The sequence below is a fragment of the Haloarcula sp. HT12 genome, assembly GCF_055271655.1.
The window spans coordinates 122,605-148,851 of the sequence record NZ_JBUXKW010000007.1; the positions used below are offsets into that span (position 1 = coordinate 122,605).

General features: G+C 55.4%; 24 protein-coding genes. 9 read left to right on the forward strand and 15 right to left on the reverse strand.

All coding sequences use genetic code 11. The features are described 5' to 3' along the window. Positions 1-26: 26 nt before the first annotated feature. The 7 genes from ACY9XZ_RS20940 to ACY9XZ_RS20970 all read right to left on the reverse strand — a co-directional run bounded on the left by ACY9XZ_RS20940 (position 27) and on the right by ACY9XZ_RS20970 (position 4,743). On the reverse strand, positions 27-380 hold the full coding sequence (locus ACY9XZ_RS20940) for an SHOCT domain-containing protein (protein WP_049983674.1): 354 nt from the start codon (positions 378-380) through the stop codon (positions 27-29). A gap of 6 nt (positions 381-386) precedes the next feature. Continuing rightward, positions 387-803 carry a DUF302 domain-containing protein gene (locus ACY9XZ_RS20945; protein ID WP_463458870.1) on the reverse strand — a complete coding sequence of 139 codons (417 nt, stop codon included), beginning with the start codon at positions 801-803 and terminating at the stop codon, positions 387-389. A gap of 105 nt (positions 804-908) precedes the next feature. Beyond that, positions 909-1,256 (reverse strand): SHOCT domain-containing protein, encoded by a 348-nt coding sequence (locus tag ACY9XZ_RS20950; RefSeq protein ID WP_049986201.1) that lies wholly within the window; start codon positions 1,254-1,256, stop codon positions 909-911. Positions 1,257-1,319: 63 nt separating this feature from the next. Beyond that, the gene (locus tag ACY9XZ_RS20955; RefSeq protein ID WP_004048656.1) at positions 1,320-1,637 is read right to left on the reverse strand and encodes a hypothetical protein; all 318 of its coding nucleotides are present in this window, start codon (positions 1,635-1,637) and stop codon (positions 1,320-1,322) included. 272 nt (positions 1,638-1,909) lie between these two features. After that, complete coding sequence (locus ACY9XZ_RS20960) at positions 1,910-2,614, reverse strand: DUF7546 family protein (protein WP_123624180.1); 705 nt, start codon at positions 2,612-2,614, stop codon at positions 1,910-1,912. 33 nt (positions 2,615-2,647) lie between these two features. Next, the gene (locus ACY9XZ_RS20965) at positions 2,648-3,229 is read right to left on the reverse strand and encodes a helix-turn-helix transcriptional regulator (protein ID WP_004048657.1); all 582 of its coding nucleotides are present in this window, start codon (positions 3,227-3,229) and stop codon (positions 2,648-2,650) included. 125 nt (positions 3,230-3,354) lie between these two features. Further along, positions 3,355-4,743: a permease gene (locus ACY9XZ_RS20970; RefSeq protein WP_049986199.1), complete on the reverse strand. Its 1,389-nt coding sequence runs from the start codon at positions 4,741-4,743 to the stop codon at positions 3,355-3,357. Positions 4,744-5,071: 328 nt separating this feature from the next. Here ACY9XZ_RS20970 and ACY9XZ_RS20975 point away from each other — a divergent pair, with 328 nt between their 5' ends. Continuing rightward, positions 5,072-6,538 carry an amidohydrolase family protein gene (locus tag ACY9XZ_RS20975; protein ID WP_050051507.1) on the forward strand — a complete coding sequence of 489 codons (1,467 nt, stop codon included), beginning with the start codon at positions 5,072-5,074 and terminating at the stop codon, positions 6,536-6,538. A gap of 29 nt (positions 6,539-6,567) precedes the next feature. On the opposite strand, the gene ACY9XZ_RS20980 is transcribed toward ACY9XZ_RS20975, so the two are convergent. Continuing rightward, positions 6,568-7,092: an ArsR/SmtB family transcription factor gene (locus ACY9XZ_RS20980; protein ID WP_004048660.1), complete on the reverse strand. Its 525-nt coding sequence runs from the start codon at positions 7,090-7,092 to the stop codon at positions 6,568-6,570. A gap of 201 nt (positions 7,093-7,293) precedes the next feature. Between ACY9XZ_RS20980 and ACY9XZ_RS20985 the strand changes: the two genes are divergently transcribed. Genes ACY9XZ_RS20985 through ACY9XZ_RS20995 form a run of 3 tightly spaced genes read left to right on the forward strand, consistent with a single transcriptional unit; the run spans position 7,294 to position 10,115 of the window. Then, positions 7,294-7,509, forward strand: a complete 216-nt coding sequence (locus ACY9XZ_RS20985) for a heavy-metal-associated domain-containing protein (protein WP_004048661.1) — start codon at positions 7,294-7,296, stop codon at positions 7,507-7,509. Between the two features lie 4 nt (positions 7,510-7,513). Further along, the gene (locus ACY9XZ_RS20990; RefSeq protein ID WP_463458871.1) at positions 7,514-9,433 is read left to right on the forward strand and encodes a heavy metal translocating P-type ATPase; all 1,920 of its coding nucleotides are present in this window, start codon (positions 7,514-7,516) and stop codon (positions 9,431-9,433) included. 28 nt (positions 9,434-9,461) lie between these two features. Further along, positions 9,462-10,115, forward strand: coding sequence for a hypothetical protein (locus ACY9XZ_RS20995; RefSeq protein ID WP_004048663.1), 654 nt, complete (start codon positions 9,462-9,464; stop codon positions 10,113-10,115). 36 nt (positions 10,116-10,151) lie between these two features. Here the strand turns inward: ACY9XZ_RS20995 and ACY9XZ_RS21000 are convergent, their stop codons facing one another. The 4 genes from ACY9XZ_RS21000 to ACY9XZ_RS21015 all read right to left on the reverse strand — a co-directional run bounded on the left by ACY9XZ_RS21000 (position 10,152) and on the right by ACY9XZ_RS21015 (position 14,704). Beyond that, a complete protein-coding gene (locus tag ACY9XZ_RS21000) occupies positions 10,152-11,387 on the reverse strand; it encodes a phage integrase SAM-like domain-containing protein (protein ID WP_049909261.1) in 1,236 nt (411 codons plus the stop codon). Then, complete coding sequence (locus ACY9XZ_RS21005; RefSeq protein WP_004048666.1) at positions 11,384-11,842, reverse strand: hypothetical protein; 459 nt, start codon at positions 11,840-11,842, stop codon at positions 11,384-11,386. The genes ACY9XZ_RS21000 and ACY9XZ_RS21005 overlap by 4 nt, the downstream gene beginning before the upstream one ends. 3 nt (positions 11,843-11,845) lie before the next feature. Next, positions 11,846-12,427: a DUF7342 family protein gene (locus tag ACY9XZ_RS21010; protein ID WP_463458872.1), complete on the reverse strand. Its 582-nt coding sequence runs from the start codon at positions 12,425-12,427 to the stop codon at positions 11,846-11,848. Positions 12,428-12,931: 504 nt separating this feature from the next. Next, positions 12,932-14,704 carry a transposase gene (locus ACY9XZ_RS21015; protein ID WP_463458873.1) on the reverse strand — a complete coding sequence of 591 codons (1,773 nt, stop codon included), beginning with the start codon at positions 14,702-14,704 and terminating at the stop codon, positions 12,932-12,934. A 272-nt stretch (positions 14,705-14,976) separates the two neighbouring features. Here ACY9XZ_RS21015 and ACY9XZ_RS21020 point away from each other — a divergent pair, with 272 nt between their 5' ends. Beyond that, positions 14,977-15,690: a hypothetical protein gene (locus ACY9XZ_RS21020; protein WP_463458874.1), complete on the forward strand. Its 714-nt coding sequence runs from the start codon at positions 14,977-14,979 to the stop codon at positions 15,688-15,690. Positions 15,691-15,696: 6 nt separating this feature from the next. On the opposite strand, the gene ACY9XZ_RS21025 is transcribed toward ACY9XZ_RS21020, so the two are convergent. Both ACY9XZ_RS21025 and ACY9XZ_RS21030 read right to left on the reverse strand, forming a co-directional pair. Continuing rightward, positions 15,697-16,821 (reverse strand): CRISPR-associated protein Cas4, encoded by a 1,125-nt coding sequence (locus ACY9XZ_RS21025; protein WP_463458875.1) that lies wholly within the window; start codon positions 16,819-16,821, stop codon positions 15,697-15,699. A gap of 91 nt (positions 16,822-16,912) precedes the next feature. Next, positions 16,913-17,917 carry a Cdc6/Cdc18 family protein gene (locus tag ACY9XZ_RS21030; RefSeq protein ID WP_463458876.1) on the reverse strand — a complete coding sequence of 335 codons (1,005 nt, stop codon included), beginning with the start codon at positions 17,915-17,917 and terminating at the stop codon, positions 16,913-16,915. A 126-nt stretch (positions 17,918-18,043) separates the two neighbouring features. On the opposite strand from ACY9XZ_RS21030, the gene ACY9XZ_RS21035 reads away from it, so the two are divergent. From ACY9XZ_RS21035 to ACY9XZ_RS21045, 3 genes are all read left to right on the forward strand, one after another. After that, a complete protein-coding gene (locus ACY9XZ_RS21035; protein ID WP_463458877.1) occupies positions 18,044-20,389 on the forward strand; it encodes an N-6 DNA methylase in 2,346 nt (781 codons plus the stop codon). Positions 20,390-20,505: 116 nt separating this feature from the next. Further along, on the forward strand, positions 20,506-23,499 hold the full coding sequence (locus tag ACY9XZ_RS21040; RefSeq protein WP_463458878.1) for a type I restriction endonuclease subunit R: 2,994 nt from the start codon (positions 20,506-20,508) through the stop codon (positions 23,497-23,499). Between the two features lie 149 nt (positions 23,500-23,648). Beyond that, positions 23,649-24,383 carry a hypothetical protein gene (locus ACY9XZ_RS21045; RefSeq protein ID WP_463458879.1) on the forward strand — a complete coding sequence of 245 codons (735 nt, stop codon included), beginning with the start codon at positions 23,649-23,651 and terminating at the stop codon, positions 24,381-24,383. Positions 24,384-24,387: 4 nt separating this feature from the next. Here ACY9XZ_RS21045 and ACY9XZ_RS21050 read toward each other — a convergent pair whose 3' ends face one another. Then, complete coding sequence (locus tag ACY9XZ_RS21050) at positions 24,388-25,218, reverse strand: HNH endonuclease (protein ID WP_463458880.1); 831 nt, start codon at positions 25,216-25,218, stop codon at positions 24,388-24,390. A 152-nt stretch (positions 25,219-25,370) separates the two neighbouring features. Between ACY9XZ_RS21050 and ACY9XZ_RS21055 the strand changes: the two genes are divergently transcribed. Beyond that, a complete protein-coding gene (locus tag ACY9XZ_RS21055) occupies positions 25,371-26,066 on the forward strand; it encodes a hypothetical protein (RefSeq protein WP_463458881.1) in 696 nt (231 codons plus the stop codon). Positions 26,067-26,247 lie beyond the last annotated feature (181 nt).

Genomic DNA, 26,247 nt, shown 5'->3' on the forward strand with positions numbered 1-26,247 from the left:
CGGGTGAAACACGGTTGGGGTAGTGGTCACTCTGATTGTTCGAGCTTTTCTCGTCGGGCTTCGAACTCTTCGTCCGTGAGATCGCCACGAGCGTACGCCAGACGTAACTCTTCCATCGCGGGATTATGAGACGTCTGTGTCTCGCTCATCCGCCGGAAGATGAGATATCCACCGCCCAGAAGCGCAAGGAGGAAGATGACCGGGACGAGCATCCCGATGAGGGGCCACCAACCACCTGTGGTACCGTACTGGCCCATCATTCCTCCGTATCCCATCATCCCACCGAACCCCATACCCATTGTGAGCAAGGGAAGGAGGATGAACGCTCCGAGGACGATGAGCAGTATCGTCGTCGTATCCAGTTGATCCGATGATGCCATCAGAGATCAGGCCTCCGATGCGGATCCGAACTCGTCAGTTACGGCTGCCAGTACGCGGTCGAATCGTTCGCTGACCTCGGTCGCGACGGAGTCAAGCGCGTCGTTATCAGCGATCCCGACTAACTGTTCCGGGTCGACCGCACTCACCACGATGACGCCGTCATCGTTCTCGTAGACGATGACGTTACAGGGCAAGAGCGCACCGAGTTCAGTTTCTGCACTCAACCCTTCGTATGCCAGCGGAGGATTGCACGCACCGAGGATGCGATACTGGCGGAACTCCTCACCGAGTTTCTCCTTGAGCGTCGCCTGAATGTCGATGTCACAGAGAACACCGAATCCCTCGTCTTTGAGCGCGGCATTCGTTGCGTCGACGACATCGTCGAACTCTCCATCAATCTTGGTTTGTATTGTGTAACTCATGTAATACTGTATCCTGTTTACGCACTTAAGCGTTCGGTCCCGTCGCCCCAACTGGCAGACGAGAATTTTTTCTCGACGATGCTCCTTCTATTTCGGTCATGGGCACTACTCGAGTTGCTTTCGTCGACGTTCGAACTCTTCATCGGAGAGTTCACCGCGAGCGTAACGCTCACGAAGAACCGAAAGCGGCCGACTATCACTCCTCTCAGAATCTCTGTTGAGGAGTGAGTAGACGAGATAGAGCGGGACGACGATTAGGAGCCCCATCCAAAGGAAGCTCCAGAGGCCCATTCCACCGCTGAAGACCCCCCAACCGCCGCTACCCATCATACCGCCGCCGTAGCCTCCACCACCGTGAGCCGCTGCGGTGCCCGTTGCTACAATCAACAGCGGAACCGCTAGTATTGCGATTCGACGAGTCGTCCGCCCGAGAGTGTTGGTGTAGTGTGTCATTGTGATCGTTGAGTCAGTAAGTCGAATATCTATCGTGTCAGACGAGGATCCGAACAGGGATCGTTAGCAGCCGTACCCCTGTCCGTTCATCCCCGTCGCGGTGTGATTGTCGTCCGCCATATCTTGGGCCATCTCGTCGACGGTCACGCCCATGTGCGCTTCCATCTCGTCAACGGCATTCGGGCCCATGTAGTCGGTCATGTGACCTTCCATCCAGGCCGCCCAGTCTGCTGCACTACCATCGGCTGGCGTCCCTTCAGCTGCCGTCTCGTTCCCCTGGATCGGTTCGTCACCGTGTGCGCTAACTACCGGGGCGGCAAACGCGAGTCCGACAATCGCGAGCACCACGAGCAGCCATCGTCCGAGGTTTCGGTTGGTCATTGTTTTTCGCCTCAAGTAGTCATACGGTGGGTTCGGGGTTATCTTCGTGGGAGTGAACTCAAACAGGAGAGCGTTCAAGAACGTCTATAACGCCATCTAAACGTTTTCTACTGACGGGATCGTTCATACCTGCCGAATTCGAAAGGATCAGAGGAATGGTGAGAGCAAAGGGGATCCGTCGAGACTGTTCACCTCATTGCGGCGATCCAGACAATAACCACGGTTCAGGCGGCGAGGGAGGCTCGGGTATTGCTGACCACGAACGAGATGGATCAGTTCCCTCGGAACTGGTGATACTGCCTCGTGAGTGCCTGACGATGGTAGAGGATTCCAATTGTCATGAGGAACAGAACGGTCGCAATTTCGTAGCCATACGCACCAAGCAATAACATCGTTGAAGAACCACTCAGTCCGCCTGCAAGTAGTACGGCAAACAACGGGCTAACGCAGGCAGGGCACGCCACAATCCCGACTATTCCTCCGACTGCCGACTGCGAGAAATCAAGCAATGCATCATAGACGAGATACGCCAGCGCGAACAGGCCAACCGCTTGGTAAGGAATGAGCGAGACCGTGATCAGGTCACCTGTATAGACGAAGACCGGACTCCATCCCAAAGATCGACCCCACGTTATTCCGAAGCCGCTTGGTCCAGTGAGCTGCCCGAAATGAGAGGTGCTCGGTCCAAGTAATCCTGAAAAATAAAACATCACGATGAGATATAGAGCAACGACAAGTGCGGCACCAATACGATACACTCGACGTTTCGTTACAGGTCGAGTGTGCCAGATCACCCAGACTGAGGCGGTGAACCAAATAAATGGAAGGACGAAATGGGTCCACCGGCTCCCCATATCTCCTGTGAAATATGCGTACACCAACCCGGCGATCAACTGTGCGGCGAGGAGGAGATTGAGCCACGTGCTTGACTTGAGAACCCGGCTAATGCGATCAGTTTCGAGTGTTGCTTGTGACATGATGGGTAGTGTTAGTATGAATTTCTACGTCTGTTAGTTCTGCAGGTCATCACTCGGATACACGCGGTAGGTTCGACCCTGTCGTTCCCGATACAGCAGCCCGCGCTCCTCGAGTGAACTCACGGTCTGGCTCACTTTACTCTTTGAGAACTCAGATCGATCCCGAAGTTCGATCTGCGTGATTCCAGGCGAGTTCAGGACGGGTTCAAGGACGCGTCGTTCATCATCCGGTAAGAGATCGAGAACGCGCGCTTGCGGATCCGATTCAGGATTGATAGGCGTCGCCGGCGAGGCGTCATCGTCTATCGATGTAGGCGTTGCCTCCGATACCTGATCGGGGTCGATGTGATCCGCTGAGTCGGTTGTCGAATCGATGAGATTCCCTCGAACCACGTAATAGATGCCACCGATACTGCCTGCGACCAGAAGGGTTCCAACCACGTACCAGAGAGGATCTGGACCGTGAATCGCCCCCATAGACGAGTCCATCATCGGCCCCATCGACTGCTCGATAGCGCGACGCTGTTGATAGGCCCGCCAACTGAGTAGTCCGCCAGCCAAGAGGACGAACCCAAGGAGCACACCAACGACGGTATCCGCTGGACGTTGGTTCATATGACATCCCCTTGTTTCGATATCTGACTGCTCATACAATCAATTTTGGCGCGACAGGTGTGACAATTGCGGATTGAAGGTGCGATGATGAAGTGCTTCACAGCGGATGAACCACAGTACATCTATCAGTGATCGTGATCGTGGTTTGTTATCTGCGGGCTTTGATCAGCAAATTCCGTGGGCTCTTCCTCGAATGCCCGCTTACAGGTCTTCGAGCAAAAATAGTACGTCATCCCATCATTGGACGCACTCGGCCCCTCATCGTCGGTCCGCATGCCACACACCGGATCACGATACTGACCTGGTGCGCCGATTCCACGTCGGTAGACATACAGGAGGAACCCGGAGAGCGCGAAGGCGATAATATTGAGGTAGAACGTGTAGTTGAGCTCGAAGTACGTCTGTTCGGTCGCCGTCTCGCCACCGGCCAGATCTGGTACGATGCCGAGGGCGTCGAACAGCAACTCCATGAGGAAGCCAGTGAACGCCATCGTCACGAAGAAGACGCCAAGGATGTACAGCATGATCTTCCAGCCGTAGTACTTCCGGTAGACGTTCAGCACGGGCACGGTGATGAGGTCGGCGTAGACGAACGCGATGATCCCGGCGAAGCTGACGCCACCGCCCCACAGCGCGACGGCGAACGGGACGTTGCCCATACTGCCGACGAAACTGAGGACGGCGATGATGACGCCCATGACGGCGTTCTCGGCAGTCACGAGCAGGCCGTCGCCCTGAATGAACAGCGTGTTCCACACCCACTGCGGGACGAAGACGATGACGAACCCAGAAATAAGGAAGCCGGCGACGATGTCTTTCCAGATCATCGACCACTCCTTGCGGTACTGATTCCCGACCTTGTACCAGCCACCCCACGACAGCAACTCGTCACGCCACCCGCCGCTACTCGACGTCTCCTGGCGATAGGTCTCCATACAGCCCTCCGAGCAGAATTTGAGCGTCTCACCGCCGTCGGTCGTGAGCGTGTACTCGTCTTTCCCCTCCATCCCGCAGGTGGGATCTTCCGTGACGCCCGCCTGGCGGTCGCGCTCGTTGAGCTTCTCGCGGACTTCGTTAAACAGGTTTTCGGGAAGCGTAAGGTGGACGATGGCGGCCATGACGGCGATGAGAATCAGGCCGCCGAGCAGTTCCGCGACGAGGAACTCCCAGCCAAGCAGGATGAGAATCATCAGCCCTAGTTCGACGATGAGGTTCGTCGACGCGAACATGAACGCGAGGAAGTTCACCGCGTGCGCCCCCTTCTTGAACAGGCCCTTCCCGATGGCGACGGCGCCGAAACTACAGCCACTGCTTGCTGCTCCGAACACAGTCGCCTTGGTAAGTCCAGTTAGATCGCCCTCACCCAGCACCTGTGCCATCCGCTCCTTCGAGACGTAGACCTGGACCAGACTCGTAATCGTGAGGCCCATGATGATCGCCCACGCCGCCGTCCAGAGAAATCCGACACCGATACGAAGGGATTCAAGAACTCCGTCGATTATCGTCGCCTGCATAGGTGTATCATTGTAGGGATCATCTATTGCGGTTTTGATTAGAATATACTGCCTATGAGGGTATCAGTACTATGGCATCGTAACCGTCGGCCATAGATGATCTATCGTGAAGAGGGGAAAACATTGCAAACCTCCACAAGCTCCACGGAATCCGACTTCAGATTCAAAAGGGGAATCTGATTAAATCACGCCGACGTATTAGAGGCTAATGGGACCAGTAGAGACCGATGATATCCCAAATGAGGGGAACACCACCTGGAAGAACAGCCTTCGCCGGCCTGCTCGGTTGTCCAGTACGGTAACTGTCACATCCACTTCCTAATTTACGATGGCTGTCGATCTGGCAATCCATGATGCACTCGTTCTCACAGCCGACGAGCGGAACCGCCTGTACGAGCGCGGCACAGTATGCATCACCGATGGCTGTATCGAAGAAGTCCGACCATCACGTGCAGGAGACGGAGAATTAGAAGCGTCCACCGTTATCGACGGGAACGGGAAACTGGTGATGCCGGGGTTGGTGAACGCCCACACGCACTTGGAGATGACACCGCTCATCGGTGCGTTTAGCGAACTCGAGCTGACGGAGATGCTTGGGAGTGGGACGGCCTTGTTTAACAGATTAGGGAACGGCGAATTCGAGTACCTCGTCGAGGCAGGCGTCGAGCTCGCAGCGCTCAATTTCCTCTTGGGCGGTGTCACGACCGTGAACTCGATGGACGCACGGCCTGCCGCAGGTGCAGAGGCGTTCGGGGAAGCAGGGCTCCGCGGATTTTTCGGCCCGGCGATCTCGGACCTCTTCTGGGACCAACCAGTCGATCAGCAGTTCTCCCGTGCTCGCGAGTTCGTCGAAACGTACCACGACACGTACGAGGGCCGAATCAGGGCGACGATCTGCCCGCACGACGACTGGTCGTGTACCAGGCAGCTGTGGGAACGGACCGCGTCCCTCGCCGCAGAGTACCCGGACCTGCTCGTCCACACGCACTTGCTCGAACTCGAGGAGAGTAACACGATGGCACGAGCGAACGGTGGCGAGGACTCGGTGGGATTGCTCGACGACGTTGGACTCCTGGACGACCGACTGGTCGCTGCTCACTTCCGCCTCGCCGACGAAGAGGACATCCAGCGAACCGCCGAGGCGGACGCGGCTGTTGCGCACTGCCCGTCCGTCTTCTGTTACTGGAATCCGGACGGGGAGACGCAGTGGACGCCCGTTCCCGAGCTTCGAGCCGCCGGCGTCGACGTCGGAGTAGGGATTGACGACCACTACTGGCACGACTCGTACAGCATGTTCGGTGAAGCGCGGCAAGCTCGGCTGGCGGCAAATCTCAAGCGTTCAGCCGGGCAGTTCGACTCGATGGAACTGATACGAATGCTCACTATTGAAGGCGCACGCGCGCTGGGGATGGGCGACGAGATCGGCAGTATTGAAGCGGGAAAGCGCGCGGATATTATCCTCCTCGACGTCGACAAACCGAAGTTCACGCCACGGACCAATATTCCTGCACAGGTCGTGAACAACGCGGTGCCGGCCGACGTCGAGACAGTGATCGTTGACGGCGACGTCGTCCTCCGGAATGGTGTGCCCGAGACAATGGACTCGGACGACGTGCGACAGCGAGTAAATCAGGCTGTCGAACGCTTCATGGACGAGACAGGCTGGGAGTTAGACATTGGTGGTAGTGAACCGCCGACCAGCATCGAGACTGTACGGGACCTCCCAAAGCGTGGCCCTGCGCGACTCCTGACTCGCCTCGCGATGCAATCCGCGCGTGATCGGTTCTCCTTCTAAGACCCTGCCAGCGTAGGGGTGGTTCCCCCTCAGGAATTTCTGTGGGCGCGAACGAACGCACGTCGCAGGACGGTCAGAAGAACGTACGTCTCGTACTTCTGGGTCTGGCAGTGCTCGCAGGGCTGCATATCCTCGACGATCTCCTCAATAGCGTCGTCGTACTCGTCGGTGAGCGTAGTGAGCGCGTCCGTGATCTGGGGCTGGGCAGCGTCGATCATCTCCTCGACGGCGGCGTCGGCCGAATCTGGTAGTGAGTACGAGAGGACGATCGTGTTCGCGTGGTAGTACTTCGTCGTCCCACCACGCCCCTCCTCGAAGCGAACGACGTCGACGAGGCCCGCATCCCGGAGCTCGTTGATGTGATGGCGGACCGTGTTCTCCGTCCGGTCGATGCCGCGATCGTCGAGGCGTTCGTGGACCTCGGTCGCAGTTAGGGCTTCCTCGGACAGAATGTCGAGGACCATCGCCCGCATCGGCTCGTCGATGGCGTCCGAAATCCGAGTGTCTCGCACCGCGATGTCGTCGAGACGGTGGTCGGTATCGGAATCACTCATACGAGAACTGAGCGCGAGCACGCGGGAAAAGGTAGCGGGGCAGGAGTCGGGTAGGTGTCTGTCGAGGTATCCAGTACAGGATGGACCCGCGATAGCGAAAGCCCTAGACGACCCGTTTGACTGTTCCAACGACCCGTATCCGAATTCAAACATATCATCTAAAAAATACTTATTGAGGTACGGGCACTATCTCAAACTGTAATGAGCGACACAACCCAATTCCGCGTCCTCGACTTCGACTGCCCGACCTGCGCGAGTACCGTCGAACGCGCCCTGTCGAACGTCGACGGCGTCCAGCACGTCGAAGTCCACTACGCGACCGGCCGCGTCGAGATCGAGTACGACGACAGCGTCACTGACCCCGACGCCTTCGCAGAGACCATCGAAAACCAGGGGTACACTCCCCAGCCCGCCTAACACTATGAACAAACAATCGATCACGCAGTACTACCGGAACCACCGGAAGGCCATCGTCACGGCGACGAGCGGCCTGCTGTACGGCGGTGGCTGGAGTCTCGGCTACCTCACGAGTTTCGAGATGGCAAGCGCCGCCATCCTCGTCCTCGCGACGGTCGTGGGTGGCTACGACATCGCCAAGACCGCTTACCACGAGGTCACCAACCGGACGCTCGGCATCAAGACGCTGGTGACGCTGGCCGCCATCGGTGCTATCGTCATCGGGGAGTACTGGGAAGCCGCCGCCGTCGTCTTCCTGTTCAGCCTTGGCAGCTACCTCGAAGGCCGGACGATGCGGAAGACCCGGACGGCACTTCAGGAGCTACTGGAGATGACGCCCGACACGGCGACCGTCCGTCGCGACGGGACACTCCAAGAGGTCTCCGCCCGCGATGTCGAAGAGGGCGAAGTCGTCGTCGTAAAGCCGGGCGGGAAGATCCCGGTCGACGGAACCGTCGTCGACGGCGAGAGCGCAGTCAACCAGGCGCCGGTCACCGGCGAGAGCGCGCCCGTCCACAAGGCCGACAGCGACGAGGTGTACGCCGGGACGGTCAACCAGGAGGGCGCGCTAGAAATCCGGACGACGGGAGCGGGATCGGATACGACTCTCGAACGGATCATCCGTCGCGTCGAGGAGGCCCAGGAGGCTCAGTCGCCCACGGAGAGTCTCATCGACCGGTTCGCGAAGTACTACACGCCGGCCGTCATTGCCCTGGCTATCGGCGCGTACGCGGTCACGCAGAACGCGATCCTGTCGCTGACGCTGCTGGTCATCGGCTGTCCGGGCGCGCTGGTCATCGGGCCACCGGTCAGCATCGTCTCGGCCATCGGTAACGCCGCCCGGTCGGGCGTGCTGATGAAGGGCGGCGAACACCTCGAACGCGCCGGCAAGATCGATCTCGTCGCCTTCGACAAGACGGGGACGCTCACGAAGGGCGAGACCACCGTCTCCGACATCGAGGGGTTCGGCGTCGCCGCCGCCGACGTCCTCTCGCTCGCAGCGACCGCCGAGAAGAAGAGCGAACACCACCTCGCGGACGCCATCGTCGACATGGCCCGCGAACGCCAGACGGCTGCGACGGACGGTGGAGCGACGGTCGCCCAAGCGGACGATACGGACGTGGGGCGCAGGTCGGTCCCCGATCCCGACGACTTCGACGTGGTCGCCGGCAAGGGCGTCATCGCCCATGCCGATGGCCAGGAAGTCGTCGTCGGCAACCGCGCGCTGCTGGACGACCGCGACGTCGATGTCCCCGATCGGGTCGCCGACTACGTCCGCGAGCGTGAGGGGCGCGGCGAGACAGTCGTCCACGTCGTTCGGGACGGGGACATCATCGGCGCGATTGCGATGCGGGACGAGCTCCGGGAGGCCGCTCCTGGGGTCGTCGCGGCGCTCCAAGACGCTGGCATCGAGACGGTGATGCTCACCGGCGACAACGATCGGACGGCCGCTGCCGTTGCCGAGGAGGTCGGTATCGACGAGTACCGTGCCGAACTCCTCCCCGAGGACAAGCAGTCCGTCATCGAGGGCTACCAGGCCGACGGCCACGTCGTCGCGATGGTCGGCGACGGCATCAACGACGCGCCATCGCTGGCGACCGCCGACGTCGGCATCGCGATGGGTGCTGCGGGGACGGACACCGCCATCGAGACGGCTGACATGGCGTTGATGGCCGACGACCTCGAACGAATCCCGTACGCGGTCAAACTCAGCAAGGCGACGCGCTGGAACGTCCTCGAGAACGTCGGGCTGGCAGTGTTGACCGTGACCGTCCTCCTCGCGGGCGTGCTCACCAGCTACGTCACCCTCGCGTCGGGAATGCTGGTCCACGAGGCCAGCGTCCTCCTCGTCATCCTCAACGGGATGCGACTGCTCCGCTACTGACCACGAGACACGATCACAACCACAACTCATGACATCGAATTCGACTGCGACTGACACGACCCAGACGAGAACCAATTGGCAGGTCGACTACGACGTCGACCCGATCGAAATCCGCGACCCCGTCGCGGAGGCCCTCGGCGTCCTCGAACCGGGCGAGCCGTTCGTCGTCACCTATCGGGACGCGGTGAAAGAAGCGGGCCACTCCTGTCCGACAGCCTCGGGCGCCTACCGGATCGCCCAGCTCGGGCTCGACCCCCTGTATCCCGACGGCTATCCAGTCCGGAGCGAAATCGAGGTCCAGACGGCCGGCCCGCAGGACGATGCCGCGTACGGCGTGATGAGCCGCATCATCTCGTACGTGACTGGCGCGACCGGCGATGACGGATTCAGCGGGCTCGCCGGCGGCCATGGCGGCCGCCGCGACCTCCTCGTCTTCGACGCGTTCGACCCGGACACGGCGGACCCGACGTTCCGGTTCCGGCGAACCGACACGGACGAGACCGTCGAAGTGGCCTACCACGTCAGCGACGTTCCTGGCGGTGGACCCGCAATCGGGAACCTCCAGGGGATTCTCGACGGATCGGCAAGCGACCAGCAACGGGAGGCCTTTGCTGACGCCTGGCACCGCCGGGTACAGGTCGTCCTCAGCGACGACTCGCTGTTCACCGTCGACGCGGTGTGAACGCGACGGTCTACCCCTCACACTCGAAATATGTTACTACGGTATACTATCGATCTCCTCGAGCGCCTCAGTAGCGACATCACCGAGTTCTCCGGCCTCGATATGTGAATACCGCTCTCTCACCATCTCCTCCGAATTGTCGAGATACCGGGCGGCAACCGTGTATCCGAATGCTCGAACGAGAACTTCACCCATTCCACGCCGGCCGCCGTGTGGAGCAAGGTAATCGTGTTTCGGATGGTCGATGTCTATCTCTGCAGCTTCTGAGAGCCGTTGGAGAATCGATCGTGTGCCGTCCGTCGTAATCGAGGGCGGTCGAATATCCTCATCGAGCGCCAGGAGGAGGTCGCGAGCGTACTCCCCACGGCGTTCGGCGATTGCCTCCGTATGTTCCCCTCGGTCGGCGAGCTCATCTTGGACGAGCCCTGCGAGCGTCCGCTGGTCAAACGTGGGAAACACCGGCCAGCGCTCCGTCGGTGGGTCCATCAGTTTTCGGTAGCTCCGCAGCGGCGAGATTACCGGATCGGGGAGACTGGCGGCGTCCCACTGCTGTTTCTTCCGGTAGACGTCCATACTCCCATCGTCGAGGGAGAGGTCCTCCCAGCGGACGCCGCGCCGGCGCGGGTCGTTTGGATCTCGGAGGAGTTCGCCAACGCGGACGGCGGTGTACGCGAGGACGAACACCAGAGCCCGGTCACGAGCCGCCTTCAGCGCCGCGTAGCGTGCTCGCTGCTTGTCGAGGGGATCAGTATCCTCCGGGAGTGTCGTGAATGCCTCGACGGCGTCGCGGGCCCGTTCGTCGGCGTGGCGGGTGAGGGCGTGGCGCTGTTCGGACGTCCAGGCCTGCTGGTCACCGGGCTTGCGGCCGTCATCCTCGGGCAGCGGCGCCATCGCACTGGCCCGCTGCGCGTAGTGGGCCTCAAGATATCCCTCGTTGACACACCACCCACACCACGCAGAGATATAGCGGTAATAGGTTTGTACCGTGTTCTGCTTGAGTCCCCGATCTCCCCCGAGATGCCGAGCGTACTCCCGGAACACGCGTTCGTCGAGATCGTCAAAGGTGGGCTCCCGGTCGACGTCGTCGGGGACGATCCCGGTCCAGTCGTCGTCGCCGCGGTCGCCGGCGGCCCACTCGGCGAACCGCTCGAGCTCGCGGGCTGCGTTTCGTCGATAGTTCCCACCGTCGCCACCGCGACCCTTCCCCTTGTCCTGGAGATACCGTTCGAAGGAGCTCGCGAGTGACCGATCGGCGCGTTCTCGGGGTGTCATGGTTCCTCGTTCGCGTACTGGTAGGTCGGACGGACGTCCTCAAGGAGCTCTTCGACGATTTCCCAGAGAATCAGGGAGGGAGTCTCGTGTTCGAAGGTGATCCCCCAGCGGTCCTCCGTATCGGCGACTGAGTACTGGAAATGCGTCCGTCCCAGATCGGGATGGTCTTCGTCCTGGTGCCAGCCGGCGTGAAAGCCCGTGTTCGGATCGGTGTAATTGATACGGAACCAATCATGTGGCTCCTGCCGGTACCACTTGATGGACAGTTCCGGCGACTCAGGCCCTGTCGAAGGGTCGAGACGGGCTGGATCAAACCGTGCCCGCAGCTGTTTGGCCTCGATATCATCAGGAACGAACTCGACTGTCGTGATCTGTGGCACACGGTCGAGGACGTCCCGCTTTAGCTGGGCGTAGAAGTTTGCGTTCGGGTCACCACCGGGATGCGGGACCGACATCCGTCAGCTACTGGCCTCGGCAGGCTCTGTTGTCGGAGCGAGGAAGTCCCATTCTCGGATGGCGAACCCAACGATCTGGATACGCCGCTGAAGATGCTCCCACTCACGGGCAATCTCACGGCGACTATCTTCCTCCTCAGCGTCAAGGGACTCGTCAGCGAGCGTCCCGCGAAGCTGGTTCGGTGACTCAACGCCGAATTCGTCCTCCCAGTCGCGAATCTGCGTCTTCATATCGGCGAGACGGTCCGTGAGCTCCTCGACAGTGTGGCCGCTGTCTCGAAGACGCATCGCCTCCTGCATCGCTTGGCGGCGATAATCAGGGTAATACGTCGTGTGAGTACCGCTTTCGTCACGATGGAGGATGCCATCGTCGACGAGCCGTTCGAGGACGCGTTTGGTCGGCTCGTGTGACCAGCCCGCTTCGGAAGCGATCCAGTTGGCTGTCCGCGGCTCCGACAGCTGCCGAGCAACCATCCGCACGCGGTCTTCACCCGTGGTCTGGCGTTCCATCAGACCCTCGGAGTTCGATTCATCTTCGGTCATACAACATCGTTCGGGCTTTGTCTTAATATAGGTTGAGGTCATTAGTCCTATATCGAATCAGCTTCTTCGCCATCGCCCCGATCTCAGCTGAGGGTAGCCAGAGCAAACTCGGAGCCCGGTCTTGGCGGCTCTACCCCGGGGAAGCGCCGTTGTGAGGCAGTTGTAGCATTCGTGCTTCCCCGACGGCGTCGGGGTACTTCATACTGGTCGTGATTACCGGCGTAATCAGGACCATCGAGTACAGAAATCTCATAACCATTTTTCCGATGATAGAAGGGTTCTATCCCCTGAAATTCGGATTTGACCAACGGTATAAACCATATACCGATATACTAAAACCGCGACTGGTAGTTTCGATTCCCCGGGTTTTGCTGAACGGGATTCCCAGTTCCAACTGCGATCTCTCCGGCTTCACCGACGAACAACACCGCAAAACCAGTCACGAACCGGGCACTTCACCGGAACCCGTCGAAATCACCGCGAAAACACGGCTACTGCGTACTGATGGCTCTTACAGGAACTGCTGCCCCGAAAATGAGGTACGGGCTATATCAGCCGCGTTAACCGCCGCTGAATATAGCCACGGAACCGCTCAGCAGTAATCCGCGGCTTCGACCGGAACTCCGTATCAAGCCCGGACTGAACAAGGAAATCCACCATCAACCACGCATTATACAACAGCACTGCGAACCCGAAATGCCATAACCGCACCTCGAATTCTTTCGAAGTCGTCCACGCAGCGAACTCCTTAATCTTCTTGTACGCCGTCTCGATCCCACCACGACGATTATACTGCTCTAACTTCCGCCGTGTCTGCCGGCGATCCACCGCGATCTCATCATCCACGTACGTGTTCGTATAGAACGGCACTGGCGAAGGATCATCATCGTCCTCATCCTCGTCATCCTCATCAGACGTTTCACCGAACCCATACTGGTCTTCGTCAGGATCACCAGGCAGTCCGACGAGGTTCGTTGTCACGCGCTCATTCGACGCCCCGTGCTTCACTGGGCCGTGTAACGCCCAACCCCGCTCAGTAGCGATGATCCCCTGTTCAACGTCTACATTCCGCTTCAACCACCGCTTCGTCCGGTCGTTCCGCGGCGCAGGCATCATATACCGCATATCGTGTTTCTCGAACGCGGCGATCGCGTCCGCCGCGGCGAATTCACGGTCAGCGTAGACGCACTTCGGATCCACATACCGGTTGGTGATCTTCAATAGTTCCCGAACGACATCTCCGACAACGTACGACTTGTCTTCCTCACCAGGGTACGCGTCATTATTCGTCCAGTCAGGGTTCCCGACTGGAAGCATCCCTACAACCATGTGGATACCATCGCCCACGAGCGTCGCAGTAGCGAACTTGTGGCACCAACTATACTCCTTTTTCGATGGTGCTCCAGACACCCACTCCATTTCATCGCGGTCACCGTAGTAGGCGACGTACGTGATGTCGATTGCCATGAACACCGGATCGGGAAACTCAGCGTACGGCTTGATGCGTGTGAGCGCCCGCTCAGCTGCGCGGTTCACCATATCCGTAATTCCCGAAACAGTGAGTTCCTGAATCGACTCTAACAACGTCTCCCCATCCATACCGTCCTCGTAGAACGGGTCATCTAGGTCGATGTCTTTCTGCGCAGCAAGCCGGTCACTATTCAGGTCCGCTCCGTTGTTCGCAGCCTCACCTTCGATACCCATCACGGTCATTAACTCCAGCAGATCCTCTTCGTCGTAGATTGCTTCCTCGGGCCGTGGTAGGTCCAGCGCTGGGAAGACTACGTCAGCCATCTGGTCCATTACTTCCTTCGTCTTCTTCCGTAGCAAGCGCTGTTCAGTCCGCTTCGATGTCCCGTCCGTTTCTTCCGGGTTCAACCCGGTGTGCCCGCCTATCGGGCTTCCACGCTCTGTGGCGAGTTTATCAATATCTTCCGCTGACCGCTCGATTGTGTCTTGCATATCATCGAAGCGTTCGCGCCACGCGCGAGCGAACGTATCACCGTGCGGGATGTCGTCCGGGTCATCGAACCCGAATGCCGCAGCAATCTCGGGGTTGCCCTCTAGGCGGTCAGCGATCCCGGTGACAGACTCGTCTTCAGTTTTCGCCCACAGCACTGCGAGGAACACCGGTTCGAAGTCGTTCGTTTCGTTGTGCCACTCTGGGTACGGATCTCGCCGCTGGTACTGTGACACATCCAGCTCACGAGCGAGTTCCGGCCATTCCGTCCCGGTCTCGATCACGTCGTCAGCCTGCTTGGCGAGCGGAGTGAGTACCCGCTCCAGATCAAGGTCATCAATACTTGCCCGGTCACTCATCGCCTACCACCCCGTACCCGCGGTGAGAGGCCGGTCGTGCCGGCAGCCGGGTGTTTCGTATCGTGTGCATATCGATTCCGTCAGTCGTTACTCCAGTTTGGAGCCTAAACATCCGCGTGTACTTTCCGAATAAATCCATATAAACGGCCGCAGACCGTCTACTTCTCTCGAATTCTAATTACTGTGAGATTGGAATTGCTAAGAATTTGGAAATAGCTTCGATTTGGAGTTAACTATGATTCACTTGTACCCGGTGCTCGTGTAACAATGGTATGGCGGGTAGCGATGAGTACGAGCCGTGTGAGACGCTGGTAGAGTTTCTGCAGTTGAAAGGCAGTGTCGGGCTGATAGCGTTACTATATGAGCGGCCACGGACGTATTCGGAATTGGAATCGGAAATCGAGATTACCTCATCCACGATTTCACGACGACGCGACGATGCGGATTACCTCGGACTACTCACGGTGGAATTGGAAAGCGACGAGCACGGCACGAAACACGTGTACACGCTCACAGACCTTGGAAAGTACGTCGCTGAGCGTATGGCGAATAAAGGAATCGTTAGTAGTTACCACCAGATGCGGGGCCGGCAGAAGGAAATCGAGCAGAAGACCGAAGAGATCGTCGAGTGGGTCGCGGACAACCCGACGAACTTCATCAAGTTCGATGCAGCGCGCGAAGAGCGCATCACTCCCAGAACCGACGCTGATTGGCCACCGTCAGAGTTAGAAGAAGTACAGGCAGCCAAAGAGGATAGCAACGAAGAGACTGGCACCGGTGGTAACGACGGTTCGGAGAGCAGTACAGACGAGGCAAATGATCAGACGGAGACTAGTGAGGAGTCATCTGACCGGCCGCAGTCCCCGAGTGATAAGCTTCCAGATGATGTTGGGGAATCGGGCGAGGATAAGACGCAAGGTACGTTCGAGGATATTCCTGTAGATGAGACGGAGTCCGAACAGACTGACAATGAGCCTGACTCGTAGCCCACGTTAGTCCTTGTCGATGTTGAGTTGCGTGTGGGGTTCTGGGCCGCTTAGTGTCACTAAGTCGTTCTCACGAGCGCAGGTCGGGCAGAGTGGCAGGTCTGACACATCGCCGTCCCAATCAACCGCATCCCACGCGTACGTCGCGCTGCACCGCGGACACGACCAATCATACGCTCCGTACTCGGCAGCTAAGTCCGGGTACTTGTGGGCGAGCGTCGGTGTGAGCCGCGCATCCGCGTCCGTATGCGCGTCCAGGTACTCGATGAGTGCGTCCCGATCGTACCCGTCGAACACCGGGAGTAAGCCGTCCGGCCCGATGTCTTGGTACGGTGTGTCGGCCTGCCCACAGCGATGCTTGAACGAGCAGTAGTTGCACTCCCAGTCCTGTTCCGGGTCAGCTGGCGGTAACTCACCCGCCTGCTCGCAGGTGGTTTGCGTGGACATCCAGTCGACGACGCGCTGCCAGAAGCCGGGGTTGAACGTGACCTGGAAGACGCGAAGGTCGAGTGTTTTCCGCGACCCGTAGATGATGAGCCCTTCAGTAACCGGGTAGTCGTACTCGTTATTGAGCGCGTACAGGTAGGCGTGGAGTTGCGCCTTGTGGTGTGGCTTCGGCTCGGTCAGGTGGTCAACGTCGGTTGTCGTTTTAATCTCCGTGAGGAGCGCAGGGTCGCCGTCTGCAGTCACGACAGCTGGGTCAGTCGCCCCGCGTAACCGCATTTCAGTATCGTCAACCGTGACGGTCGCGTCGATCCACAAAGAATTCTGGATGTACAGACCGTCCGGGGTTGCGTCCTGCAGGTACGGCACGATGATGTCCTCTTCGAATGTTGACCCGATCCAGAAGATCCCGTCCGGTGTGGTGTCTTCTCGCGGTGCGTTCTGCCGGGCGTACAGCGCCTTCCGGTGACACTGTAACAGTTTGCTCGGTGTGTGCCTGTCCGGTGGTTTCGCCGGTGACGGACCGTTGAAATACGGTTTCCCATCGAGCAGATTCTGCTCGATCTGCCGTTCATCGTACCACTCGCTGAATCCGTGACTCGTAATCGCCTCTGTTACGGTGTCACGAATTCCTTCCGAAACCGGTTGGTCTGGATTGGGCTCGGTGTTGGTGTTGCTCGGCGGCATCCGTACCGTGACACGTCGTGACCGGCCGGGATAGTGGTCGGCGTGTCATTTCCGAATTCCACTGGAACATGTAGCGAGTCTCTTGCGTTTGTCAGGTACAGGCCCGATAGGTGCGGCCTTTCGTGTTCCCTTCGGACTCAATGAGGTTGTAGTGTTCGAGCTTCGAGAGGTGATTCCGAACGGTCCGTTTTGTCTTCGGGTCCGCAACGAGTTCCTGGTACTCATTGTAGAGGGTTTGGGGTTCAATGGTGCCGTGGTCGGTGATGATGTTGTAGAGCGTTTGCTGGTGGTCTGTGAGGCGGTCGATGGTTTGCTGCTGGATTTCCGATTTCGTTTCCGGAACCACGTCTCGAATCACGTCTGCCGGGATTTCATTGAGGCTGTTTTCCTGAGCGTGCCGGGCTGCGTTCCGCAGGATACCGATAGCGATGCGTGCATCACCGGCCGCCTTCGCAGCAATCAGGTTCAGGCGTTCCTGGTTGATTGCATCCGGTACAAGGCCCCACTGGACGCGGTCATCGAGGATGGTGGTGAGTTCTGCCCGAGAGTAGTGGTCGAAGTGGATACGGGTCGCGGTAGTAAGTCTGCTGGTGAGACGGTCGTCAACCTCTGCGAAGACTTCGGTTTCCTTGTTGGCGATGAGAAGCATCGTGAGGCCCTTGACGCGGTAGAGATCGTACAGCAGACTCTTGTCTTGGAGCTGGTCAACTTCGTCGAGGATGACGACGTATGGTGGGCCGGTGTAGTCTTTGAGTCGGTCGAGCAGCACGTCTTTCGGCGTGGATTGGCGGTGGATGTCGATGGTGTTGTTGATGCCGTCGAGGATGCTGTACAGTGTTTTGAAGCGGCTGTAGTCTTCCCAGCAGTTCACGTACTGGTAGTTCACGTCGACGACTTCCTGGCGGAGTCGTTCGACGGTGAACTGCGCGATACACGTCTTCCCTGTTCCGGACGGTCCGTACAGGAATGCCGGATCAGCTCGTCCACCATCGGTGAGCGGGCGGAGCACGCTGGAGAGCGTGTTGACCTCTGCATCCCGGTGTTTCACCTCGCTGGGGATGAATTCCGGCTGGAGTACGCGGGCGTCCGTTATCATGGACTGTCGACACGACCCGCCACCATATTAAATGGAAGCGTGTCATTTCCGAATCTTCCAAAATTGGAGTTAGCTCCAATATCGATTCACGAGCGTTTAAATGAATGCACCGGAACTATACTCAATATGAAGGACACGGTTGACAGTCCAAAGCAGCCAGACGCCATTTCTAATAGGCAGGCTACTACGCAACAGGAAGTTGATATAGAACTCCCAGAACTTGAAAACTTCCTCTATGAATGTGCTGACATCATTCGGGATCGCGTCGACCGTACGGATTACAAGGAATACATCCTGCCACTTGTCTTCTATAAGACCTTTCACGACACATACCAAGACAACTACGCACAGGTTCTCGAAGAGAAAAAAGAAGAAGGCGTCTCTCATAAGGCAGCTGTTGAAATAGCTCACGATGAGGCCTTCCATGAGGTCGTTATGCCACGAGACTTTATGTGGGATGACCTGCTCAATGCTGACAACCCTGCCTTAGCCGTCGATAATGCTCTTCGGAAATTCCAAGAATTAAATAATCAGTTCACAGCGATTGCTGAACTTGATGACTACGGCGACGTTGAGGCGTTCACAAATCCGGAGAACAACCGCCTTGATCAGCTCTTACGGCATTTAGAATCTAAGAACTTGAGCCGATACCGGATTCCACCGGATATGCTTGGAGAAGCGTATATGGATCTCGTGAAGCACTTCGCTATCGAGGAAGGCCGAGATGGTGGAGAATTCTTCACACCGCCAGAAATTGTGGAACTAATGGTTCGTCTGCTTGAGCCTTACGAAAAGAATGCCAGCATTCATGACCCTACTTGTGGTGCCGGTGGGATGCTCGTACAGGTAGCTCAGCATCTTCGGCAGGTTCAGCGTGTTGATGAAGAACATTGGCGAAGTGTCCGGTTTACCGGACAAGAAGTGAATGCGACAGTTCAGGCGATGGCAGAGATGAATCTAGCTATCCACGATGTAGAAGGTCAGATTCGACGCGGGGACTCTCTTGCAAATCCCCAATTCACTGATGGAGAAAACGGACTTGAAAAAGTCAACTACGTCTTAGCGAATTTCCCGTTCTCCACAAGTCAATGGAAAAGTGCAACCAAAAAACGAGTTGAAAAATTCGGAGATTTAGACTGGAGTGATTCACTCCCGCACGGTAATTATGGAGACTTTGCCTTCATTATGCATATGTACTCTCATTTGGCTGATGATGGGCAAATGGCTACGGTTATTCCGCGCGGCGTATTGTTCAGAAACGCTGATCATGAGTACCGGGAGTATATGATTGAAAATGATATTGTAGAAGCTGTCATTGGTCTCCCCGAGAATCTCTTTGAAACAACTGGTATTCCGTCAGGTATTCTAATTCTAAACAAGGATAAGCCAGAAGAACGCAAAGGAGAAATACTCTTCTTCAATGCTGATCACGAAAATCGGTTCTATGAGGATACGGGAAGCGATCGGTGTAAACTGCTTGCACCGGAATTCACAGCAAAGCCGGCTGCTGAAATCGAGAATCCGAACGGGATTACGGAGATTAAGCAGTTGTATGATGAGTGGACAAATGAAGAAGGTGTTTGCCAGGTTGTTACTAATGATGAGGTTCAAGAGAAAGGATACAACCTGAACATTGCCCTATATGTCGATACTACTGAGCCAGAAGTAGATATAGACGCCTGTGACGAGGTCGGTGAGTTATCTCACTTAGAAGATCGATACAATAGGTTGAGTGACCAGTTGGATACGTACATTCAACAACTTGGTTACAACTCCGGTAAGGACAATGAAGTTGAACAAGGACTAGAGACTGGACTGCTTTCGGGCGATATGAGAGTTACACCCAGAGTTGAGGTTAATGAAGGTATTCTAGATAATAGCCCCTCTGAAGTTGATGGCGATGAGGGTTGGTCTACACGGAAAATAAAGGAGATCGCCGAAATTAATCCGGAGTCCTTTGACTCCGATGACTTCGATGAAGACACTCTCCCCTATCTATCTCTTTCGTGTGTTTCTTCGGGTTCTTTAGTGGACGTTGAAGAAATCGATGTGGATGACCCCCCAAGCAGGGCTAAGCGTATTGTCCGAGAGGGAGATGTACTATTAGGAAAAGTGCGGCCTAAGCAAGAAAGCCACTACAGAATAACAGAAGATGAAGACGGATATGTGGTTTCATCCGGGTTCGTTGTCCTAAGGCCTACTAATGAGGTGGAGTCTGCTTTCCTCATTCAGAAAATATTGTCACATAAGTTCTATGAACAAATGGAAGCTTGGGCCACCGGCAATAGCTATCCGTCGGTTAATACTACTGAAGTAGGATTGATGACTATTGATGTTCCACCACTATGGGAGCAGGAACGAATTGCCTCGGTCCTCAACGTGCTGGATGAAATGATCCAGACATCCGAAGATATGATTGCTAAGCAGAAACTAGTGAAAAATGGTCTAATGCAGGATTTGTTGGACAATTAAAATAATACCGGGCACATTAGAATAACTGGTGAGTGCGAGAATAAACTCCTAAATTCTGCTACTACACCGAACGTTCTACACTAATGTTTAAGCGTCAAAAGAGAATCCATTAGAATATGGGTGTTGTTGAGCGGACTAATGAAGATTCACTTCTTCGTTGGCTTGATGAGTTAGGTTGGGACGTATACGGCGGTCCGGATTACCATGCAAACGGTGGTGCACTTATCAACGATACATTTGATCGATCTACTGATGAGGATATTCTCTGGCAGGTTCTCCGTGACAAACTCATTGAATTCAATCCTAAAGTGACCCCAGAGAACGTTGAGAGTGTTATTACAGGTATCAAGGGTGATCTAGATGTCTCTGGTACCCGGTCACTCCTCGAAGCCAACCGCGCTGCTCACAACCTATTAACACGAGGGCGGCAAACCACCCTACAACAATCAGGAAAAGCACCGGTCAAAACAAACGTCAAACTGATTGATTTCAATAATCCTAATCAGAACTCGTTCATTGCTGCGAATCAAGTTCACTTTCACGTTGACGGGCGAACGATCATTCCTGATGTTACACTCTTTATTAATGGGTTTCCGATCGTTCAGGGCGAATTAAAATCGACTGGGCAAGGAAACCGTATTGCTGACGCCATCCGGAACTTGCGAACATACGAAACCACACACCCCAAAGCCTTCCGTACGGTTCTCTTCAACTTCGCCGGTGAAACACACAAATACTACACCGGTGGAGTCGGGGCCCCGCGCGAACAGTACCACCCGTGGTCACAGGCACCACCAGAATATACAACTGAAAACGATATTGAGCAGTTCAAGCAGGGTGCTAAGGCTACACTGAACAAGCCGACATTGTTGAATATCTTAGAAAACTACGTCTTTTTCGAGGAAGGTGAACATGGAATTGCGAAGATCGTCCCTCGGCATATGCAGTACTATGCGGTCGAGAATCTTCGGCGACGGATTCAGAACGGTGTGGAAGCCAGCGAGCCAACGAGGGGGCTTATTTGGCATACTCAGGGGAGTGGGAAGTCATTCACGATGCTGTTTGCAAGCGACCAGTTGTTAGAGGCGGAATGGTTCCCTTCACCGCAGATTTTACTTCTCGTTGATCAGGATGAACTCCGGGAACAAATGAGTACGACACTCAAGAATATCGGTTATTCTCATCGGTTTGAAGTCGCTGACAGTATGGATCATCTCTATGAGTTGGTTGAGAGTGGGGTATCAAAGATTATCCTAACGACGATCCATATGTTCGAGGAAGCGCCGCAAGACCTGCAGACGAACGAGAATACGGTTATTCTAACTGATGAAGCTCACCGGTATATGGAGAAGAAGCTCGGGAATCGATTAGAAGGCGCACTTCCTAATGCACACCACTACGGGTTTACAGGGACTCCTGTGAGCGACCGTGTTCGGAACACATTCCTCAACTACAGTAACGGAACTGAGAGCAATGGTGGGCGGGCCTATATGGATCATTACTCGGTTCAGGACGGCATCGAGGATGGAGTCATATTACCGGTTCACTTCGAGGTACGAACCGATATAGGTTGGCGGGTGGATGATATACGTCTTGACGAGGCTTTCGAGGAAGAAACAGCTGAACTTTCTGACGAGCGGAAACGCGAGATCATCCGTGAAAATGTAACTAGTCGACAACTGAGCGAGTTAGATCCCCGCGTTGAGGCACTGAGTGAGGACATCTACAAACACTTCACAGAGAAAATCGCCCCAAACAGTTGGAAGGGAATGGTTGTGACGCCAAGTCGTGATGCGGCGATTAAGTACGGCGAGGAGCTCAGGACATACTTTGAGAGTCCTGATGATGTGCAGGTGATGATTTCTGAAGACGAAGCTGATTTGACCGACCTGCCGGGGTGTGTTGTGCCTGAAGATGAACAAGAGAGAATCCGGCGAGATTTCAAAAAGGAAGACTCACCGAAGTTGCTGGTAGTCTGTGACAAGTTACTGGTCGGGTTTGACGCTCCTGTGTTGAAAGCGATGTACTTGGATCGGAATTTGAGGGATCACAAATTGTTACAGGCGCAGGCACGGGTGAACCGGCCTTCTGAAGGGAAATACAATGGGTTGATTGTTGATTATCGTGGTGCGCTGTCGAACCTTGAGGATGCGCTTGAGTACGATGAGGATGTGATTGAGGAAGAACTCGTCGCTGAGGAAGATGAACTCTTAGATCGATTCGAGGAGTTGCTTGATGAGTGTGTTGCGATGTTCTCGTCAGAGTTGGAAGTGGATACACAGGAAGACATCACGCAGTTAGTCTCAGAAGTTGCGCGGCAAAGCGAGCAGTTCAAAGAGAATGTCAAGCGGCTACAGAACGTCTATGAAAGTCTCTCTCCGCATGGTGATTTGGTGGAGTACGAAGATACATATCAGACGTTGAATCGGATTAGGTTGGAGTTAGAAAGTATCGAGAATGAGGATGAGGATGGTTTACCGACGGGTAATCAGTGGGGTGAGAAGACACTGGAATTGATTGAGAATCATATGGAGATTGAGACTGTTGGACAGCAGTACCCGACCTTTGAACTTGGGAGCGATACCTTAGACGAGATTTCGGATGTTCCCCCAGAGATTAATGTAATACAGGTGGGGAAGGGGCTGCAGGAAATCATTGAGCGGGAACGTCAGTCGAATCCTCGGTACAATAACTTGAGCGAGCGGCTACAGGAAGTGTTGGAGAAGTGGAATCAGGATATGGAGAGTGCAACGAAGACGTTGGATGCATTAGCAGAAATCGAGGAACACGTACAGGAGCTACAGGAGCAGGGCGAACACACCGAGTTGAATAAGGCGGAATACGCGATTTATTTGATGATTCGTGACGAGTACGAGGATCAAGTACCGTCAGAGGAGAGGGCCGAGGTGTTAGCTAAGGAGATTGAGTTTCAGTTCCAAGATAATGTACAGCGGGATTTCTTGGGGTGGAAGACGAATCCAGAGACACAGAAAGAGATCCGAGAAGCCGTAATAACAGCGCTACAGGAATGTGATGCCCTTGGATTGTACACAGAAGACGACAAGTTTGTCGATAACTGTGTCAAGTATCTTGTTGAAAACCACAACTAATCCTGACAAGCCCCGTTTGGGGCTATACACCGCTAAAACGAATGAATGAGTCCGTACTACGAGGACATCGGGATGCCGTTGTCGACACTGCAGTATTACTGGCAATTCCAGTCGGACTCGCGTTTCTTCATTTCTTCCTGCCAGATGCTATGTACGACGAGTTGGTGTTCACCTACGGTGACGCCAACCCAGCTACTGCATGGACAGCGGCGTACCTACACGGTTCGAATGGGCACCTCTACTCGAACCTTGCTGGGTACGGTATTGCAATCGGATTCGCGTACTACCTGTACTCCGCGTACTTGCAGAACCGACGGTTGTTCTGGATTACTGTCGGTATCCTGCTCGTCATAGTCCCGCCGATCACGACCGTGGTTGACTACGTGGTTTTGTACCAGCACGCTGGGTTATTCGCTGACGAGGCCATATCGAAGGGATTCTCCGGGATTGTGAGTGCGTTCGGTGGGATGTTTCTCGCCGCGATCGGGTTCGTTGTCGCTGACGAGTACAACACGATGACCGGCGCACAAACGGTGTTACTGATCGTTCTAGCTGCACTTGGTGTTGTCACAGCCGCGAACGGGATCATCACACCAACTATTGCCGGTCTTCTCGTCTTCGCCATCGTCCTGCAAGGTACGGCATTCGTCTCACGAACCGACCTGTACCAACCATCCCAGCTCCGTACACGAGTAGAACAGCACGCCGTGAATATCGTTCAGGTCACAGCCTACGGTGCTGTCGTCTGTATCTTCGTATACCTAATACTCCCAATCGATGTCGTGCAATCAGGGAGCTTCGTTAATATCCTGGCACACAGCGTTGGTTTCTTGACCGGTGTGATTACAGCAGGATCGACATACGCTTCTGGCTTTATCAAATAATTCTCTATTCGTAATTTCGCGCATCCGTGTAGAGTGTCTGTGAAATATTCCGCGTGACCTCTAGGCCTTCCCACCGGTCACGAATCCACTCCGGGAATTCATCGTCTAACCGGTCTTCGTCGCTAAGTTCATCCCACCGGAGCTTCAGGTACTTCCCTAACGCAATACGGTCAATCGGGATCTCGTGTTCCTGGTGCCAATCAATTAGATTCTCGTCTGACTTACTGGAATTACACGACTGGCAGACCGGCACCATATTATCCATCGTATCCTCACCACCAGCAGACACCGGAATGATATGGTCAAACGTCGTCTTGCTTTCCTGGTTACAGTACGTACAGAGCCCGACGTTCTCCTTCATCTGGTATTGATTTTCCTTCAAGATTGAGGACATCTGCACTTCACCGTCGACCCGGTTCTCGTAATTCTTCCACAACAGGGAATCAGCTAGCAGGTCATCCTTCTTGATCGTTACAGAGAGGTGTGTCAGGCGAGCTGCTTGGTAGCAGAACAACTCACGGTGCGTTTCAACACGCTTCGGCACGTGGGAGAATGAAGATTTGAGGCGTGGGGATGGGTATGAATAGACCTTCAGCCCAGCCTCTTTTCCAGCCTCGTGGATCTCTGATGGTGGCCGCGAATACCAACCATCTACGTTTTCATCAAGTTGAGACCGGTACATCGTTTGAACCACAGGGAGATCCGCGTCATAGTCTGAGTTGAAGTCAGCAACTGTTTTGCCAGTCCCCGGGACTTCAAACTCTCTGCAGGTCTGTTCAGGATAATTCGTTACGACCATTCGAGTGTAAGTCCCGTCAGCATCATAGACGGTCATTCCTACAGGAATACGGTGTTTCGGTTCTTGATGAATCTCTGGCGACATCTTGCTCTAAGTTGGAGTAAACTCCATTTTTGGATAAACCCTATCCGTATGATGGATGCGTAATACCCTGGCCCTCAAAAGGGAAAGCAGCATATTTTCCGCGTATGGCCCTTGATAATCACGGTGATCCGTGGTCGGATGCTGAGGAACAGAAATTAAAAGAACTCTATCCAAACACGGCTGCGACGCAATTGGTAGAAGAGTTCGGTCGGACGCATGAGGCCCTCAAGGCAAAAGCGAAGGAGTTGGAGATACGGAAAAGTGATGACTGGGACGGAAGCGGGACGGCTGTTTCTGACGAAGCAGGCAACCGCGGTGTAGATGCTGAAGAGCGGTTTGAGGACTTTGTAGAAGAGAAAGGGTGGGAGTGCTACAAAAACAGTGTTTTCAGGAATTTCTCAGGGAAGCGGGAAGCCTATCAACAAAAGAAAGAGTGGTATGAAGAGTTGATTTCAGATCCTGATGAGGACTGGGTGAATGAGGAAAAGTTCAGAGATGAGTTAGAGGAGATGCGGAAGGAGATTGACGAGAAATCAGATTGGTTCTTCACCTTACGAGAGGAAGTAAACGAAGCATTGGATGAAAGCGAGAGGCGGTCAACTCTGTATCCCGATTATGTTGTAGGAAATCGTTCTGAGGGCCCTATTTTCGTTGAGGTGAAGTATGGATCCTCGAACCTAATGAAGGGGCAGATACGTTTCTTTGAATTATTGCAAGGCAGAGAGTTCGATGTCTATATCTTCAGAGTCAAACCAACTGGTGAAACTGACTTCTCAGAGTGGGACGGCGGCTGGAAATAAGATTTTATCTATTTCTGACACAGATTATCGGCGGATTCAGTAGCCTTCGTCGGGTTATTCAATCCCGTTCAGCAATCTTGGCATCCGCAACTACAGCGCGACCGTGGAAGTTGAGACTACAGCGGGTATACCGGGTCTGTAATGCGTGGTATCGGCCGAATTGATGAGTGGAATCTGCGTC

Bases quoted from the DNA above. Each gene is read 5' to 3' on its own strand.
- ACY9XZ_RS20940 (WP_049983674.1), bottom strand. From the start codon at position 380: ATGGCATCATCGGATCAACTGGATACGACGACGATACTGCTCATCGTC.
- ACY9XZ_RS20945 (WP_463458870.1), bottom strand. From the start codon at position 803: ATGAGTTACACAATACAAACCAAGATTGATGGAGAGTTCGACGATGTC.
- ACY9XZ_RS20950 (WP_049986201.1), bottom strand. From the start codon at position 1,256: ATGACACACTACACCAACACTCTCGGGCGGACGACTCGTCGAATCGCA.
- ACY9XZ_RS20955 (WP_004048656.1), bottom strand. From the start codon at position 1,637: ATGACCAACCGAAACCTCGGACGATGGCTGCTCGTGGTGCTCGCGATT.
- ACY9XZ_RS20960 (WP_123624180.1), bottom strand. From the start codon at position 2,614: ATGTCACAAGCAACACTCGAAACTGATCGCATTAGCCGGGTTCTCAAG.
- ACY9XZ_RS20965 (WP_004048657.1), bottom strand. From the start codon at position 3,229: ATGAACCAACGTCCAGCGGATACCGTCGTTGGTGTGCTCCTTGGGTTC.
- ACY9XZ_RS20970 (WP_049986199.1), bottom strand. From the start codon at position 4,743: ATGCAGGCGACGATAATCGACGGAGTTCTTGAATCCCTTCGTATCGGT.
- ACY9XZ_RS20975 (WP_050051507.1), top strand. From the start codon at position 5,072: ATGGCTGTCGATCTGGCAATCCATGATGCACTCGTTCTCACAGCCGAC.
- ACY9XZ_RS20980 (WP_004048660.1), bottom strand. From the start codon at position 7,092: ATGAGTGATTCCGATACCGACCACCGTCTCGACGACATCGCGGTGCGA.
- ACY9XZ_RS20985 (WP_004048661.1), top strand. From the start codon at position 7,294: ATGAGCGACACAACCCAATTCCGCGTCCTCGACTTCGACTGCCCGACC.
- ACY9XZ_RS20990 (WP_463458871.1), top strand. From the start codon at position 7,514: ATGAACAAACAATCGATCACGCAGTACTACCGGAACCACCGGAAGGCC.
- ACY9XZ_RS20995 (WP_004048663.1), top strand. From the start codon at position 9,462: ATGACATCGAATTCGACTGCGACTGACACGACCCAGACGAGAACCAAT.
- ACY9XZ_RS21000 (WP_049909261.1), bottom strand. From the start codon at position 11,387: ATGACACCCCGAGAACGCGCCGATCGGTCACTCGCGAGCTCCTTCGAA.
- ACY9XZ_RS21005 (WP_004048666.1), bottom strand. From the start codon at position 11,842: ATGTCGGTCCCGCATCCCGGTGGTGACCCGAACGCAAACTTCTACGCC.
- ACY9XZ_RS21010 (WP_463458872.1), bottom strand. From the start codon at position 12,427: ATGACCTCAACCTATATTAAGACAAAGCCCGAACGATGTTGTATGACC.
- ACY9XZ_RS21015 (WP_463458873.1), bottom strand. From the start codon at position 14,704: ATGAGTGACCGGGCAAGTATTGATGACCTTGATCTGGAGCGGGTACTC.
- ACY9XZ_RS21020 (WP_463458874.1), top strand. From the start codon at position 14,977: ATGGCGGGTAGCGATGAGTACGAGCCGTGTGAGACGCTGGTAGAGTTT.
- ACY9XZ_RS21025 (WP_463458875.1), bottom strand. From the start codon at position 16,821: ATGCCGCCGAGCAACACCAACACCGAGCCCAATCCAGACCAACCGGTT.
- ACY9XZ_RS21030 (WP_463458876.1), bottom strand. From the start codon at position 17,917: ATGATAACGGACGCCCGCGTACTCCAGCCGGAATTCATCCCCAGCGAG.
- ACY9XZ_RS21035 (WP_463458877.1), top strand. From the start codon at position 18,044: ATGAAGGACACGGTTGACAGTCCAAAGCAGCCAGACGCCATTTCTAAT.
- ACY9XZ_RS21040 (WP_463458878.1), top strand. From the start codon at position 20,506: ATGGGTGTTGTTGAGCGGACTAATGAAGATTCACTTCTTCGTTGGCTT.
- ACY9XZ_RS21045 (WP_463458879.1), top strand. From the start codon at position 23,649: ATGTACGACGAGTTGGTGTTCACCTACGGTGACGCCAACCCAGCTACT.
- ACY9XZ_RS21050 (WP_463458880.1), bottom strand. From the start codon at position 25,218: ATGACCGTCTATGATGCTGACGGGACTTACACTCGAATGGTCGTAACG.
- ACY9XZ_RS21055 (WP_463458881.1), top strand. From the start codon at position 25,371: ATGGCCCTTGATAATCACGGTGATCCGTGGTCGGATGCTGAGGAACAG.